This is a genomic window from Geobacter sulfurreducens PCA (assembly GCF_000007985.2).
In the GTDB taxonomy this organism is placed as follows: Bacteria; Desulfobacterota; Desulfuromonadia; order Geobacterales; family Geobacteraceae; genus Geobacter; species Geobacter sulfurreducens.
This window is the reverse complement of record NC_002939.5, coordinates 1,699,444-1,714,425: the sequence shown is the minus strand read 5'-3', so window position 1 is coordinate 1,714,425 and position 14,982 is coordinate 1,699,444. Positions and strand designations below refer to the sequence as shown.

The 14,982-nt window shown below is 62.5% G+C and carries 13 protein-coding genes and 1 riboswitch; of the genes, 3 read left to right on the top strand and 10 right to left on the bottom strand.

Annotated elements, in window-relative coordinates:
• Window positions 1-25 precede the first annotated feature (25 nt).
• From sbtM to GS_RS07770, 3 genes are all read right to left on the bottom strand, one after another.
• Complete coding sequence (gene sbtM / locus GS_RS07780) at window positions 26-1,441, bottom strand: thio(seleno)oxazole modification radical SAM maturase SbtM (protein ID WP_235045007.1); 1,416 nt, start codon at window positions 1,439-1,441, stop codon at window positions 26-28.
• Window positions 1,442-1,517: 76 nt separating this feature from the next.
• Window positions 1,518-1,874, bottom strand: a complete 357-nt coding sequence (locus tag GS_RS07775) for a selenobacteriocin (RefSeq protein ID WP_074187118.1) — start codon at window positions 1,872-1,874, stop codon at window positions 1,518-1,520.
• A gap of 150 nt (window positions 1,875-2,024) precedes the next feature.
• Window positions 2,025-2,849 (bottom strand): mechanosensitive ion channel family protein, encoded by an 825-nt coding sequence (locus GS_RS07770; RefSeq protein WP_010942204.1) that lies wholly within the window; start codon window positions 2,847-2,849, stop codon window positions 2,025-2,027.
• A gap of 146 nt (window positions 2,850-2,995) precedes the next feature.
• Window positions 2,996-3,072, top strand: a riboswitch (cyclic di-GMP riboswitch).
• Between the two features lie 72 nt (window positions 3,073-3,144).
• Between GS_RS07770 and GS_RS07765 the strand changes: the two genes are divergently transcribed.
• Window positions 3,145-4,074, top strand: a complete 930-nt coding sequence (locus tag GS_RS07765) for a DUF4382 domain-containing protein (protein ID WP_010942203.1) — start codon at window positions 3,145-3,147, stop codon at window positions 4,072-4,074.
• A gap of 236 nt (window positions 4,075-4,310) precedes the next feature.
• Entirely contained in the window at window positions 4,311-7,649 is a 3,339-nt protein-coding gene (locus GS_RS07760; RefSeq protein ID WP_010942202.1) for a PAS domain S-box protein, read from the top strand.
• 39 nt (window positions 7,650-7,688) lie between these two features.
• Here the strand turns inward: GS_RS07760 and GS_RS07755 are convergent, their stop codons facing one another.
• The 4 genes from GS_RS07755 to GS_RS07740 are packed head-to-tail and all read right to left on the bottom strand — an operon-like array spanning window position 7,689 to window position 11,825.
• Window positions 7,689-8,858, bottom strand: coding sequence for a diguanylate cyclase (locus GS_RS07755; protein WP_010942201.1), 1,170 nt, complete (start codon window positions 8,856-8,858; stop codon window positions 7,689-7,691).
• A gap of 7 nt (window positions 8,859-8,865) precedes the next feature.
• Window positions 8,866-9,246 carry a DUF1987 domain-containing protein gene (locus tag GS_RS07750; RefSeq protein ID WP_010942200.1) on the bottom strand — a complete coding sequence of 127 codons (381 nt, stop codon included), beginning with the start codon at window positions 9,244-9,246 and terminating at the stop codon, window positions 8,866-8,868.
• Between the two features lie 10 nt (window positions 9,247-9,256).
• The gene (locus GS_RS07745) at window positions 9,257-9,787 is read right to left on the bottom strand and encodes a SiaB family protein kinase (protein WP_010942199.1); all 531 of its coding nucleotides are present in this window, start codon (window positions 9,785-9,787) and stop codon (window positions 9,257-9,259) included.
• 58 nt (window positions 9,788-9,845) lie between these two features.
• Entirely contained in the window at window positions 9,846-11,825 is a 1,980-nt protein-coding gene (locus tag GS_RS07740) for a SpoIIE family protein phosphatase (RefSeq protein ID WP_235045006.1), read from the bottom strand.
• Window positions 11,826-12,124: 299 nt separating this feature from the next.
• Here GS_RS07740 and GS_RS07735 point away from each other — a divergent pair, with 299 nt between their 5' ends.
• The gene (locus tag GS_RS07735; RefSeq protein WP_010942197.1) at window positions 12,125-12,328 is read left to right on the top strand and encodes a 2-hydroxymuconate tautomerase family protein; all 204 of its coding nucleotides are present in this window, start codon (window positions 12,125-12,127) and stop codon (window positions 12,326-12,328) included.
• Here GS_RS07735 and GS_RS07730 read toward each other — a convergent pair.
• The 3 genes from GS_RS07730 to GS_RS07720 all read right to left on the bottom strand — a co-directional run bounded on the left by GS_RS07730 (window position 12,300) and on the right by GS_RS07720 (window position 14,937).
• Window positions 12,300-12,908, bottom strand: coding sequence for a transglutaminase-like domain-containing protein (locus GS_RS07730; protein WP_010942196.1), 609 nt, complete (start codon window positions 12,906-12,908; stop codon window positions 12,300-12,302). The two genes, GS_RS07735 and GS_RS07730, sit on opposite strands and share 29 nt — an antisense overlap.
• Window positions 12,909-12,935: 27 nt before the next feature.
• Entirely contained in the window at window positions 12,936-13,421 is a 486-nt protein-coding gene (locus GS_RS07725) for a ferritin family protein (RefSeq protein ID WP_010942195.1), read from the bottom strand.
• A 100-nt stretch (window positions 13,422-13,521) separates the two neighbouring features.
• The gene (locus GS_RS07720) at window positions 13,522-14,937 is read right to left on the bottom strand and encodes a tetratricopeptide repeat protein (protein WP_235045005.1); all 1,416 of its coding nucleotides are present in this window, start codon (window positions 14,935-14,937) and stop codon (window positions 13,522-13,524) included.
• Between the last annotated feature and the right edge of the window lie 45 nt (window positions 14,938-14,982).

Here is a 14,982-nt window from a genome sequence, read left to right as displayed (position 1 = left end):
GTCAAGTGGAGGCGTGGCGGGATGATTACCGGAAACAGAAGGGATCACGGTCACGGAGAGGGTCCAGCCCGAGGCCGGCAGTTACTGCCGGGCAGCCGCCGCACCGGGAGTAGAGCCGACAGCCCTCGCAGGCCAGGCTCCGTGACCGATATCGCTCGGCTGCGGGGGAATCGTAGCGCTCGGACAGGGAGGACCCGTGGACCGACCCGATGGGTGACGGAAACTTGCGGCAGGCGTGGACCTGTCCGTCGGCAAGCACGGAAAGGAAGTTAAACGCGGCGCCGCAGCCGAAACCGGCGCAACCGTCGAACAGCACGCGCCCCCGGAGGGAGAGCGCCAGATTGAGCAGATTGTCCTTCAGGGCAAGGACCGGGTTTTCCTCCATGGCCGCCACATACCGATCAAAGAACGCCTCGTATGCCGCGGGTTCTGGCAACGCCAGGGATGCCCCCTCGCCAAAGGGGGCCAGCCGGTTGAAACTGAAGGCGTCGGCGCGGCCCCGCAGGATCTCCCCCAAGGCAAGGACCTGGTCCATATTGTCCCGGGTGAGGGTCAGCATGACCTCGCAGGGAATCCCCTCCTCCCGGAGCAGGTCGAGAAAGGCAAGGGTTCTCCTGAAATGGCCCGCCCCCCGGATGTGATCGTTGTGGGCCTCCAGCCCTTCGAGACTCACCTGGTAATAGACCGGCCGCCCCAGGGCAACGATGCCCAAGAGCTGTTCGCGCGACACCGGGTTTCCCAGTATTGCGGCGGACAGGCCACGATCCAGGGCGGCACCGTACAATGCCGCGAACTCCGCGTGCAGGAAGGGATTCCCGCCGGTAAAGGAGACCTGGCCCCGCACGAACCGCTCAGCGCAGAACCTGCGGAGATCGTCTAGCAGTTCCACCCCCCGGAGCAGTGAAAAGACACCTTGGCTGGTCCGGTCATAGCAATGGAGGCAGTGGAGGTCGCACTCCTGAGTGATGTGCCACTGGAGGGTAAATACCCGAGCCGCGAGCAAGTCCTCGCTCTCTGCCGATACCGGCCAGGACGGCGGCCGACGAAGGCGTGAAGGGGGCATGATGATCAGCCCCCGGGCAGCAGCCCCCCACAGGCAGTCGTCGATCCTCCCCACCGGAACCCCGGCCTCGCGGGCGGCATCCTCCGCATCCCTCTCCTCCAGGACGAGCTTCAGGGCGAGCAGGTCGGCCGGTCCGGCCTCTTCCGAGCGCACCGCACCGTCGGAGGGATCGCGCCAGACCACCCAGAAGCCGCTCCCCATCGGGACTCCCTCCGAGGGCGTATCACGGACGGATACGGCAACAAGTTCAAGGCGGGGATTCACCTGTATCCGTGCCCTATCGCAGGGCACAGCATCGGCCATGGCGGCAACCCGGCGCCGTGCAGCGCGCAGATTCTTGCGATCGTCACTGGAAAGGAGAGTCTTGTCGGGAGTCATGGGAACCAGAGAGCGGAAACGGCGGATCACCCCCTCGGGATGCGAACCGCCGTTTCCGGTGATATCCCTGCCACTCTCACTGCTTGGCAGGTGTTTCCGTCTTCTTTTCCGCAGGCTTGTCGGCCTTCTTTTTCTTGGCCTTCTTCTTAGCTTTGTCGGCCGCCGTATCGGATGCGGCATCCTTCTTCACATCTGGGGCTGCGGGGTCCTTCTTTACCTCTTCGGCTGCTGCGGCATCCTTCTTTGCGGCGCCACCGGCGCCGGACGATCCGCCTCAGCCACTCTTCGCCTTCTCCTTGGCGCTCCCGGCGCCGGAAGACTTGCCTCAGCCGCTCGTACCAAGCGCCGGCCCGGGCCCCATGGCTCCGGCACCGGCAACCAGCGACGCAATGCCGAGTCCCGCCAGAAGCTGCTTCATCCTGTCCTTACCCATACGCTACCTCCTCGCCCAGAGACATCGGTTGCACCGATCCAGCACAACCACTTCAGTGAGTATAGCGATGGATTGCCGGATCGCAAGGCAGCCTGGTCGGGCAGTAATCGCACCGAGGCAATGAACGGTCTATCCAGGCACCATGACCGGTCATCCCCCCTGCGGACTCTGGACCAGCACCACCTGGGCCGGCATGGGAGCAGGGAATCCCGCCGCGGCGAGGGCTTCGCGTATCGTCCGGTTGCCGTCGAAATAGACTTGCCAGTAATGGTCGTTGTGACAGTAAGGGCGCACGGCGAGCACCGGACCCACCAGGGTGAAGTCGAGGATCTCCACATCGACCGCAGGCGTTGTCAGCACATTCGGCACCGTCGCGAGCTTCTCGCGCAGCAGCGCCATCGCTGCCACGTGATCGGCGCTTCCGGCCAGCTGGCACTTCAGTTCCACTCGGCGATAGTCATTGATGGTAAAGTTCTGGATCGTATCGTTGAAGATTTTGGCGTTGCCCACCATGGTCATGACATTGTCAGGGGTATTGATGGCGGTCACGAAGAGGCCTATCTCGTTTACGGTGCCGGTGATGCCTCCGGCGGTGACGAAATCCCCCACCTTGAAGGGGCGCAACACCAGAAGGAACGCCCCGGCCGCCAGGTTGGAAAGGAGCCCACCCCAGGCAGCGCCAATGGCAATGCCGACGCCGGCCACCAATGCGGCGAAGGTGGTGGTCTGCACCCCGAAGTAGCCGAGTATCGCCACCACCAGCACGATGTTCAGAGCCACTCCGAGGAAGTTGCCCAGATACCGCATCAGACTGGGATCGACTTTCTGCTTCTCCAGAACCTGATGAAGCATCCGCTGCACCAGGTGGATCAGCCAGCGGCCGACAACCCAGAACAAAATGGCGGCGATGATCTTTGTCCCGATTACCGTTGCATACGTGACAACCAGCTGCTGATACTGTCCCATGGTGTCCATGCCATTCCTCCTTGAAGTTAGCCATTCCAATCAAGTCTATCGTCATTCCCTGCAAATGCCATCCCCTCCGGCTGCCACCGTCCAGTGAAGCCGCAGTTTGACATCGAGATATCACTGGTTAGACTTTCTTCACAACTGAGCGTGATACACGATACTACTAAACCATCCGCGAGGATGGGGCGGAAAGCCCACAGGGTCTCACCGAGACAGCCGGGATGCCGAACTATCACCACAAATTCGGCATCCCGTTTTTTTTTGCGTGGATGTCCAGACGAAACGGGGAAAGGAGTGGACAATGGTACGCGCGAAAAAGTCAGCTATGGGAGTACTGGGGATTCTTGCCGCCGCGCTTGCGGCACTGATGCTGATGCACGGATGCGGCGGCGGAGGGGATGGCGGATCGGCAAGCACTGCGGCGTCAACGGGAACCCTGAAACTTTCCATTACCGACAAACAGAGCGATTCGTTCGACAAGGTCATCATCAGCATCAGGGAAATACGTGTCGTGCCGGCGGGCAGGGAGAATGCGCCCGACAACGACCCCGGCCTGCCGGTGATCGCCCGATTCACCCCATCCAGGGTCATCGACGTGATGCAATTGCAGTTCGTGCAGGAAGCGCTGGGCGAGGCGGTTCTCCCTGCGGGAGCCTACAGCCAGATCCGGCTTGTTCTCGACCCGGCACCGGCAAACTACCTGACCCTGAAGGCTGATCCCGTCACGCAGATCCCCCTGACGACTCCCAGCGGCCAGCAATCCGGGGTTAAGGTTCTTGGCCCGGTAGAAGTCAGGGCCGGGGTCATCAATGCGGTCATGATAGACTTCGACCCCAATACCGCCATCGTTGCGAGGGGCAATGGCGACTACAACCTGAAGCCGACGGGGATTCGCGTCGTGCACCTGTCCGATCCCCTTACCCAGTTCGGATCCATTTCCGGAAACGTCATGTCGACATTCATGCCCTGGTCAAGCGCAACGGTGTCGGTAAAACGCCGCGGATCAACCAACGACAACGATCCCATTGCCGCTGGCTTGATCTTCAGTAACTACACTGGCGGCGCGTGGCAGGCCCCCTTTGCGGCGTTCGTTCCGCCGAACACTCTGCCGGTGACGTACAAGGCATTCATCACTACCAACGGCTTCCAGGTCTACTCCTCTTCAGCCGTTTCCGTGGTGACCGGACAGGCAACCGACCTGGGTACCATCCCCCTGATTCCCCTTCCCTGAGCACTACACGAAGGGGGAGGCGCGAAAGCCTCCCCCTTCGTGTTTCTGGCAGCCACTGTCGTCACTGTTACCTTCAGCGTATCCACATCCTTAAATCGTTACCAACCAGACATTCCATGCATGGCATGGTTTTCGTATACGCATTCGCATCTCGTTAACAAAATTATGTATGCCCGCGATTTACCTGTGGTAGTATGGGTGTCCGCAGTGCATCGCGAGGTCAATTCACGGGTGCAATGGTGAATGAACGCATCATCCTGGGGCTTGTCAACAATGCCGCCTTATTGCTGTCGCTGGGTCTGATTTACGACATCCTGTCCTACCGCCGGAACATTCAGACACCCCTGATGAACCGAATAGTTTCGGGAGTCACCACCGGTGCCATTGCGGTGGCTCTCATGGCGACACCGGTCATATTCGGTCCCGGCATTATTTTCGACACCCGCACCATCCTACTGGGGCTTACCGGCCTCTTCTTCGGCACCATTCCCACGGTAATCGCCATGGCCATCGCCGCTACCTACCGCCTTGCCCTCGGCGGCGGGGGGACGGCAATGGGAATTACCACCATCGTCCTTTCCGGCGCATGCGGCCTGGCGTGGCGGCACTACCGGCTGCGGCAGGCAAAGGCATTCTCATTCGGCGAGCTGTACCTGTTCGGCGTGGTGGTCCACCTGGGGATGATCCTGTGTATGCTGCTCCTGCCCACGGAACTCATTGCCAGGACCATGGCGTCTCTCGCCCTCCCCGTCATCCTGATCTACCCCCTGTGCACGGCGCTGCTCGGCGGCCTGCTCTCCGCACGGCACAAGAAGTATCAGCTGGAAAAGGAACTCGAGGAAAGTGCAGCGCGCTACAATCAGCTTGCCGCCCAGAGCCGCACCATCACCTGGGAAATCGACGTGACCGGCCTGTTCACCTATGTGAGCCCCGTGGTCGAGTCGGTGTTCGGGTATCTACCGAACGAACTGGTCGGTGCGATGCGTTTTTACGAAATCCACCCCACAGAGGGGCGCGAGAGATTCAAGACATCGTTTTTGGAGATGTTCGCGAGCAAAACGATAGTGGAAGAGGTGGTTCATCCCGTTGTGGCCGTGGACGGCAGGACCATCTGGATGAGCACCAACGCCCTGCCGATACTGGATGAGCACGGAACCCTGGTCGGCTACCGCGGAGCCTGCACGGACATCAGCGAACGCAAGCAACTGGAGGACCGGCTCAGGGAAAGCGAGCTTCTCCACCGCACGCTTTTCGAGCAGAACCCTTATGGCGTCGTCATCATCGACCCCGAAAACGCCACCCTCATCGACTTCAATGACCAGGCTTGCCGTCAGCTCGGCTATACGCGGGAAGAGTTCAGCCGCCTGAAGATATCCGACATCGACATCGTCGAGTCGCCGGAGCAAACCAGGAACCGCATTCAGAAAATTATGCGCGACGGATACGACGAGTTCGAAACCCTGCAGCGCACCAAGCAGGGCGAGCAGAGGTCCATCCTGGTCAGGGCCCAGTATTCTCACATCAAGGGAAAGAACGTCTACCACTGCATCTGGCGGGACATCACCGCGGAGAAAAAGGAGGCACAGCTCCTGCTGGCCAGGACGCACCTCATCGAGTACAGCGTTTCCCACTCGCTGGACGAACTGCTGACCGAGACGCTCGACCGTCTCGAAGAGCTTACCGGCAGCGAACTCGGTTTTTTCCATCTGCTGCAGGAGGATCAGCGCACCATCACCCTTCATGCCTGGTCTTCGCGCACGGCCGAACTGTGTACGGCCGAGTGCAGCCACAGGCATTACGACATCAGCCGGGCCGGCGTCTGGACCGACTGTGCCTCTCTGCGCCAGCCGGTCATCCATAATGACTATGCGTCGCTGCCCCACCGCAAGGGTCTCCCCCTCGGGCACGCCCCGGTGAACCGGCAGCTGACCATGCCGATCATGCGCCATGACAAGATTGCCGGAATCCTCGGCATCGGTAACAAGAAGACCGACTACACCCGGGAAGACATCGCCGTTGTTTCCCGTTTTGCGGACCTCGTCTGGGATATTGCCGAGCGCAAGCAAGTCCACGACTCGCTCCGCGAGAGCGACGAGAAATTCTCGTCGGCCTTCAACAACGCCCCGCTCATGATCACCATCAGCACCATCGAGGATGGCCGGTACCTGGATGTGAACCAGCGGTTCCTCGACATCTCCGGCTTCAGCAGGGAAGAGGTCTTGGCCAACACCGCCGTGTCCCTCGGGTGGCTCGGTGCATCCGACCGGACACGGTTGAAGGAAATGATGCTGAAGAACGGCTCGATCCAGGATCTGGAACTGGAGACGCGATCCAAATCGGGCGCAAAGGTGCTCTGCAAGTACTGGGGAACGATCATCCCCGTTGCGGGCCGAAAACGGCTCCTCTCCATCGCCCTGGATATCACGGAACACCGCAGAATGGAGCAACAGCTCTTCCAGGCGCAGAAAATGGATTCCATCGGCCGTTTGGCCGGCGGCGTGGCCCACGATTTCAACAACATGCTGAGCATCATCATCGGCCGGACCGAGCTCGCGCTGATGCAGACGGACCGGGACAATCCCCTGTATCACAACCTGGAAGAGATTCAGGGCGCCGCCAAGCGGTCCGCCGAAATCACCAAGCAGTTGCTCACGTTCTCGCGCAAGCAGACCATCGTGCCCAAGGTGCTGGACCTGAACGACACCATTACCAGCATGCTCAAGATGCTGCGCAGGCTGCTGGGCGAAAATATCAAGCTGGGCTGGAATCCGGGCTATAACCTCAGGCGGGTTAAGATCGACCCCTCCCAGTTGGACCAGATCCTGGTCAACCTGTGCGTGAACGCCCGGGACGCGATTGCCGGCACGGGGGAGATCAACATCCAGACCTCGAATGGAACCTTCGGGGAGGCCAGCGGCACGGACGACATCCCCCCCGGCGACTACGTGCTGCTGGAGGTGAGCGACACGGGCTGCGGCATCGGGCCGGAACTGCTTGAACACATCTTCGAGCCGTTCTTCACCACCAAGGAACTGGGCCACGGCACCGGCCTGGGACTGGCAACGGTCTACGGCATAGTCCAGCAATGCGGCGGCCAGATCAGGGTCAGCAGCTTACCGGGTAACGGATCCACGTTCCGTATCTATTTCCCCGCCGCAAGCGCCCCGACCGATGCCCCGATCCCGGCAGCGCCCGAGATTATCGGCGGGACGGAAACCATCCTGTTCGTAGAAGACGAAGCAGCCATCATGCACATGGGCGCAGCAATGCTCGAAAAGCTGGGGTACAAGGTTCTGCCGGTGAACTCGCCGGAGGAGGCCCTGCAGAGTGCCGTGACACATGCGGGGTCCATCAACCTGCTGATTACCGACGTCATCATGCCCGGTATGAACGGCCACGACCTGGCAGTCCAGCTGCGCGCGGCCAATCCGGACATAAAAATCCTCTTCATGTCGGGCTACACTTCGGACATCCTGTCCAATCGGAGTGAGCTGGGACAGGACCTGCACTTTCTGCAGAAGCCATTCACCATTACAACACTGGATGGAAAAATCAGGGAGGCGCTGCAGGGGTGATGCGGAGGGCCGGGACCGGCGCCTCCGCAGGGGACATGCTCAGACGTCGGCGCGGGAACCGGCCGCGGCGAACCGGTCGCGGCCCGCGGCCTTGGCGCTGTAGAGGGCATCGTCGACTCGCCTGATCAGTTCATCGACGCTCATGCCGGGTTCGCTGGTGCCATAGCCGATGCTCACGGTGACCCGGATGTCGCGCCCATCCCACGGGACCACCGTATTCCGCACCTTGGCGAGGAGCTTCGCCGCCACGGCCCCGGCCCGCGGCAAATCCGCCTCCGGCAGTATGATGAGGAACTCCTCCCCTCCCCACCGGCTGCAGATGTCTTCGCGGCGGATATTGGTACGCAGGGTGTCGGCGATCCCCCGGATGACCCGGTCGCCGGCCTGGTGCCCGTGGGTGTCGTTGACCTTCTTGAAGTGATCGATATCCGCCAGCACGATCGAAAAGACCTTCCCGTTTCGCTCCGAACGACTCTGCTCCGCTGCCAGTCGCATCACCATCTCCCAGTGGTTGGCGAGACCGGTGAGAAGATCGGTGCGGGCCATCAGCTCCAGCCGGGCGTTGAGCTCCCGGAGCTGTGACTGGTAGCTGTCGCTGATGGAGACGATCTTGCTGAAGCGGCGCAGCAGCTTGCCGTACTTTTCGACGAACTGTTCCACCTCGGGCGCAACCGGACTCCCGTCAAAGGCACTCCGGCGCACCAGCGCCCGCATCTCCCTGAGGGCGTCGTCCTCCACCGGCTGCCGCTCGGGAGACGCCGCCGGCTGTCCGGTCACGGCAGCATCCGGCAGCGGCATGGCCCTCCTGTTCATCCCCATCTTCTCATAGGCGGTCTTGATGCAGTCCGGGCAGATCCCGTGACTGAACATGATATCGGCATGGTTGCAGAAAAACGTTTCCAGCCGCTGCCAGTAGTCGTCGTCGGAGCGGATCTTCTTGCAGTACATGCAGATCGGGAGCGCCACATCCTTCAACTGACGATACTTCCAGGTGGCCTCCTCCAGCTTCTTGGCCATTGCCTGATGCTGGGCCTCGTAGGCATCGCTGATCACGAGCGTCTTGTTGAATTTGCGCAGCAGCTTCCCGTAACTCTCGGCCAGGGTGGCGAATTCGGCGGCCAGGTCAGCATCCGGCAACGCGCCCGCCTCCATGACCTTCAAGGCACGGGTCAGCGCGGGGTCTTCGACGGTTTTCTTCTTTCGCGGCATACCCACCTCATTCTTCCAGTTCCACGATGGCAAACGGCAGGGTGACCTCTTCCTTGAACTCCTCTGCAAGATCAAGGGACCGGGGATTCTCCCTGTCGTAGCGCCAGGTGATGGACACGGCTGCTCCCCGGCCGTAGGCGTCCTCGAACAGGTCGAGCAGATCAAGCATGCACTTGGTGCTGCTGCTGTTCATGTAGCTGACGTTGATGTCCAGCGTGAGCCCCTCGGGATCGGCGAGGGCCGCTTTCACCCACTGGGCGATGGGTGCGTAGAACTCGAAGGAGTTTTCCGGGTAGGATTCGCCCGAAATCGCCAGGACCCGCCCCCCGGGCTCATAGCTGACCAGGGGCGTTGAGACGGTCTGCTGTATGGTATCGAACACTCGCATGCGGAGCCTCCTAGATGTGCGCTGTCAGCGTGAAAAACGAATGCCGGCCGTCGACGGGGCGGACGCTGTACTCCAGCCGGCCGGAGGCCCGCTTAGCCATTTCCATGAGGCCGATGCCCGCCCCCATCGCGCCGGGCTGGACCTCGGCACGCAGTTGCTGCCGGATGAGCTTTTTCAGCTCGTCCGGCGCCTGGGCCTTGATGTGGTCAATCCGGGTGCGCAGCTGCTCCACATCATCATTCAGGATCACGTTGCCCGAGGTGACGGAGTAGAACTCGTCCCGCCGGGCAATGACGATGGTGGCCGAACCGGCCTCGGCCGGGGAGATGTCCCGGCGGGTCAGATAGTTGCGGGCGTTCTGGGTCATCTCGATGTAGACGGCGAACACGTCCTGAACCGCCATGCGGGCAATGTTCTCGGCGGCCAAGTGGTTCCTGATGGCAATGCCGATCTCCTCGATGATGCTGTGAGAGAAGGGGCCGTTGAAGCACATGAGGATGCCGTCCCTGGAGAACTGTTCCCGGAGCTGAAAGAGATCCATGATTCCTCCCTGTTGATAGCAATGGCGCGAACACTGTTCGCGGCGTCCCGGCGGACCGTCAGAAACGGAATCCCGCCAAGGTAATGTCGTCGCGCTGGCGATGGTCGCCCCGATAGGCGTCCAGGGCCGCCTCGACAGCCTCGGCCTGGGCCGGCATGGCGAGGTGCGCATGATCGGCCAGGATCATCCTGAGCCGCTCCGAGCCGAAACCGTATCCCTTGACTCCGCCCGGCTCGTCCAGCAGGCCGTCGGTCGTCAGGTAGCAGCTGTCTCCGGCTGCCGGGGTCAGCACATGGTTGGTGTACCGGTAGTCGATCCGGGAGCCCTTGTAGCCCACGCGCTGGTGGTCACCGCGCACCTCCCGCACCTCTCCGCCGGAAACCAGCACCAGCGGAAGCCCCGCCCCGGCGAAGGTCAACCGGCCCGCTCGCCGCTCCACCATGCAGAGAGCGATGTCGAGTCCGGCATCCACGTCCCGCAGGTGCAGGGTGTTCCGCAGCACGCGATTGAGCTCCGCCAGGATGCGGGACGGATCGTCGTTGCAGCAGACATCCACCACGTGGTTCAGCACCGCGTTAACGGTCATGGTCATGAACGCGCCCGGAATGCCGTGGCCCGTGCAGTCGATCACCGCCAGCAGGAAGTGGTCCGGGAACTCGCGCAGGTAGTAGAAATCCCCCCCAACCGGCTCCTTGGGCCGGTAGAGGATGAAATGGTCGCCCAGGCAGCGCTCCAGCGACTCCCGGTCGGGCAGGATCGAGGTCTGGATCATGCGGGCATAGGTGATGCTCTCCATGATCCTGCGCTGGGAATCCTCCAGCAGTCGGTTGGCCGCGGAAAGTTCGTCGGTGCGTTCCCTGACCCTGGCTTCGAGATTGGTGGTGTGGTCCAGGACCATGGCACTCATGGCATTGAACGAGCCGGTCAGCTCCCCCAGTTCGTCCCGGCCGGTCACGGGCAGCGAAATATCGTACCGCCCGGCGGCAATCTCCCGGGACGCGGCGGACAGTCTCCCCAGGGGCGTCAGCACCATCCGGTTTATCAGGAAGCCGATGGCCAGGATGCCCAACAGCAGCGACAGGGACATGACCGCGATGATGGGGAGGAACTGCTTCATGCTGATGACGCGGGATACGTCGACCAGAACTACGTTGAACCAGCCCATCCCCTCCAGGAACGAAATCGCCATGAGATAGCTCTTGCCGCCGAACCGCACCGGGAACGCCTCCACCTCGCTCCGCCCGGCCGCCAGGGACTCGATGGCCCCCCGCACCTGCGCTTCCCGCGCCGGATCGCCCATGAGGGTGAAGATCGTGATCTTTCGGTCCACGTCGCGGGTGTTGGCGTTATGCTCCACCACTTTCCGGTCCTCGTGGGCCTGCACCACCCCGGCGCGGTCCATCAGTATGGTTGAAAGCCCCTTCTGACGGGTGTGCACCACCTGATTGAGGAAGTCGGAAATGGTGATGCCGCCGCCGCAGATGCCGATCTTTCGGCCGCTGCCGTCGGTCATGGCCGCGTTGAACCAGACCTTGATCTCCTGCAGGGTGGCGTTGTAATCCAGGTTCAGGGCGTAGTCGTCGATTGAGCGAAGCCCCTCGAAGAACCAGCGATCGTGGGGCTTGGACCCGTCAAGTGTCACCATTTCGACACGGCCGTGTCCGTTTCGCTTGTCATAGACGTAATAATGGTTCGACGCCGCCAGGGCAATGAAGAAACTTTTGTCCCGGTAGAGGGTGCGGTAGTTTTCCAGCTCCGCAAAGGCCGCGCGCTGCAGTTCGCGGTTCCCCTCGTCCGATGCCCAGTGCCTGAGGGTGACGTCCCGGGCCATCATCCGGGCCAGTGCCACCTCCCGCTCGATGACGGAGATGACCTTGTTTTTCTCCAGCAGCGCCTCCTTGGTAGCGAACCGGAGAGCCAGATCGTCAATGATGCCGGACGTGCTGGTGTCAAAGGCGAAGAGGGTCAGCCCCCCCACCGCTAAACTGATGAGGACGATGACGGAAATGAATTTTGCTTTGAGGCTCGTGACCTGCATGGACATCGTCTCCCTGTCCGCGGCGGGCGCATCGCGCCTGCAACTCCGCAGCAAACAGCATGCAAATATATCGCCAACTTAGATTAACACCACCTAAACCGACCATCCCCGAAGATACTCCCGGTTCGGCCGTCTCACAACAGCCTGGCTGCGTAGTGCCCCCCTCACCGACTGCGACGGGTCCTTGCGCGGCACCGCCCTTCACTGCACCAAAAAGAAACACCACCTGGCGTGGATCAGTGGTGTAGAATTCTGGTGGATATGGCAACCCGCACGATAACCGAGAGGAGAACGGTACCATGCCCTACGTGAACATCAAGATCACCCGGGAAGGAGCGACGGCGGAACAGAAGGCGGCCCTGATCAGGGGGGCCACCCAGCTGCTGGTGGATGTCCTGGGAAAGAATCCGGCCACCACGGTGGTGGTGATCGACGAGGTGGATACCGACAACTGGGGGATCGGCGGCGAGTCGGTCACCGTGCGGCGCAGGGCCGGACGCTGATCGTCCGCACCAGCTCAACGTCTGGCAGGTTGGCGTACACGTCCCGATAGTCGTCGTGGCGGCGCAGCACCGAGACCACGCAGTCCAGGGGCTCCGGCCATATCTCGGGAAGATCGGCTTCCAGGCTGTCGTCCGTCGAGAATGCCAGGCGCTCGACCGGGGGGGTGAACCGGGCATCGATCCCCTCTTTGTTGCCCCGGGGATCGATCCGGTACCAGCCATGCTCCGGCAGGAATACCGCATTCAGGCCGTGCAGGCAGTAGGGCGCCCCGCTGCCGTCCAGGCTCAGCCGCTGATAGCAGAAACCCGCCGGGATGCCGCATGCCCGCAGGAGCGCCGCGAGCAGGTGGCTCTTGGCATAGCAGTACCCGGTCCGGTGGCGCAGGACGTCCGATGCCGTGCAGGTCACGGGGTTGAGCTGATAGTCCCAGCTGTGACGGACATTGTCGCGCACCCATTCAAAGCATCTTCCGGCGATCTCGCTCGCCGGGCGGCAACCGGCCGAGAGCGCCGCTGCCAGGGACAGAATGTCCGGGTGCTTCCAGTCGATGATGTCCGACTCCGCCAGATATCGTTCCATGTCGGCTGCGTTCCTTTCAGGCGCGGGCTATTCGGTGAACACCGCGGCACACAGGTTGCGCACCTCCTGGAGCATCACAAGGTGCTCTCTCTCCTCGGCCACAATCGCCGCGATGACATCGGCATCAATTCCATCGAGACCGGCTGCCGCCTCCGCGTAAAAGGCGACCGAATCCGCCTCCATGACTATCGCCATGTCCAGCGCCTTGGCCAGGTTCGAGGCGATGACCGTCTCGCTCACCACGCCCGGCCGGGGCAGAACCATCCTGCGCACGCGGTCCGCCGCCGTCATGAGTTCCTCGTCCGTCAGGTTCGGGCCGCGCATGCTCTCCGGCAACCTCTCCCGCATCCGCGTGAAGGTCTCCAGGTGATCAAGCTCCGCCTTCGCCAGTGCGGCGGCCAGCGCGGAGATCCGCCCGTTGCCGCAGCCGATGGCCAGCGACTCATAGAATGTCCGGCCCCGCCGTTCCAGCTCCATAGCTATCTGCAAAACCACATCCGCGGTAAGCTTCACTGGTCATATCCCCCTTCCGCCCTATTCTCCGGGCCATCCCGCCCGCCGGTTCCCCCTGCAGTACGCATGGATGATCAGGCTCAAGGCGTGATCATGCCGCTCAACGCGTCCCCCGCGGGCTGCGGGGACGTGCGGCAAACAACCGGAGCGCCTCCCCCACCTCGGCCACCACCGTCTCCCAGTCTCCCACGCGGGGCTGGCGGAACAGGCGCATGACCCCGGGATACCAGGGCGAATCGGTCCGGCCGGTGAGCCAGCGCCAATCGGTCCGGTACTCCGGCAGGAGCACCCAGCACTCCGTGCCCAGCGCCCCTGCCAGATGAGCCACGGCGGTATCCACGGTAATGACCAGATCCAGGTTGGCCACCAGGGCGGCGGTGTCGGCAAAGCCGGCAATATGCCGCATCAGGTTCACCACGGGCAGGCCGGCGGGTGGCTGGGCCGCCTCTTCCTCGCCCGCCCCTTTCTGCAGGCTGAAGAACCGCACCCCGGCCACGGCGCCAAGTGGCTCCAGGGTCTTCAGGTGCGGCAGGGAACGGTCCCCATCGTTCTCGAAATGGGGATTTCCCTTCCACGCTAGGCCGATCCGCATTTCCGGCCCGGCCCATTCCCGCTCCAGCATAGCCGCCCACTGCTCGGCCAGACCGGGATCGGCGTGCAGGTACGGGATGCGGGCGGGGATCGAATCGAGACGGGTCCGGCAATAACAGGGGATGCTCATGGCCGGGGTCCAGAAGTCCCACGCATCATCCGGCAGGATCTCGTCAAAGGAGATAACAGTATCAACACCGTCAAGGGTCTTCAAGAGGTCTTTCAGCGCCACGTGGCACACCAGGGTGATCCGGGCCGCCCCCCGGTCCTTGAGAAGCGGCGCGTAGCGGCAGAACTGGATCATATCCCCATGCCCAGCCTCCAGGCCGATCAACAGGGAGCGCCCCTGCAGATCCTCGCCGCGCCAGCGGGGGCACGGCAGATGCTCCTCCAGCCGGGCGAACCAGCGCCGGTTCCGGCTCTCCAGCAGGGACCACCCCTCGTCGAAGCGGCCCTGGCGCAGCAGCAGGTAACTGAGGTTGAACGATGCCCGGTGATAGTCCGGGTCCAGCCGCAGGGCCGTGCGATAACTTTCCTCCGCCTCCCGTTCCTGCTTCCGGCAGGCCTGCAGCACCCCCAGGTTGGACCACGCCGCCGGGCTGTCCGGCTCAAGCTCGATGGCGCTCAAGTACGCGCTCTCCGCCTCCTCGAACCGCTTCTGGTTCGCCAGCAGCACACCCAGGTTGGAATGCGTATGCCCCAGGCGGGGATTCAGCGCCAAGGCCAGCCGGTACTGGCGCTCCGCCTCGGCCGCCATCCCCTCCTGGTCCAGCAGCATGCCGAGATTGGCATGGGCCTCGGCAAAATCCGGCGCAAGCGCGAGTGCCTCGCGGAAACAGGCCTCCGCGGCGCGGCACTCGCTAGCCGCCAGCAGGCGGTTTCCTTCCAGAAAGAATGCTTCGGCGGGTGTGGGTTCGCTGTTCATGGACATTGGTGATAACGGCTCGCTGGTGTGGAGTCTGGGTTAACC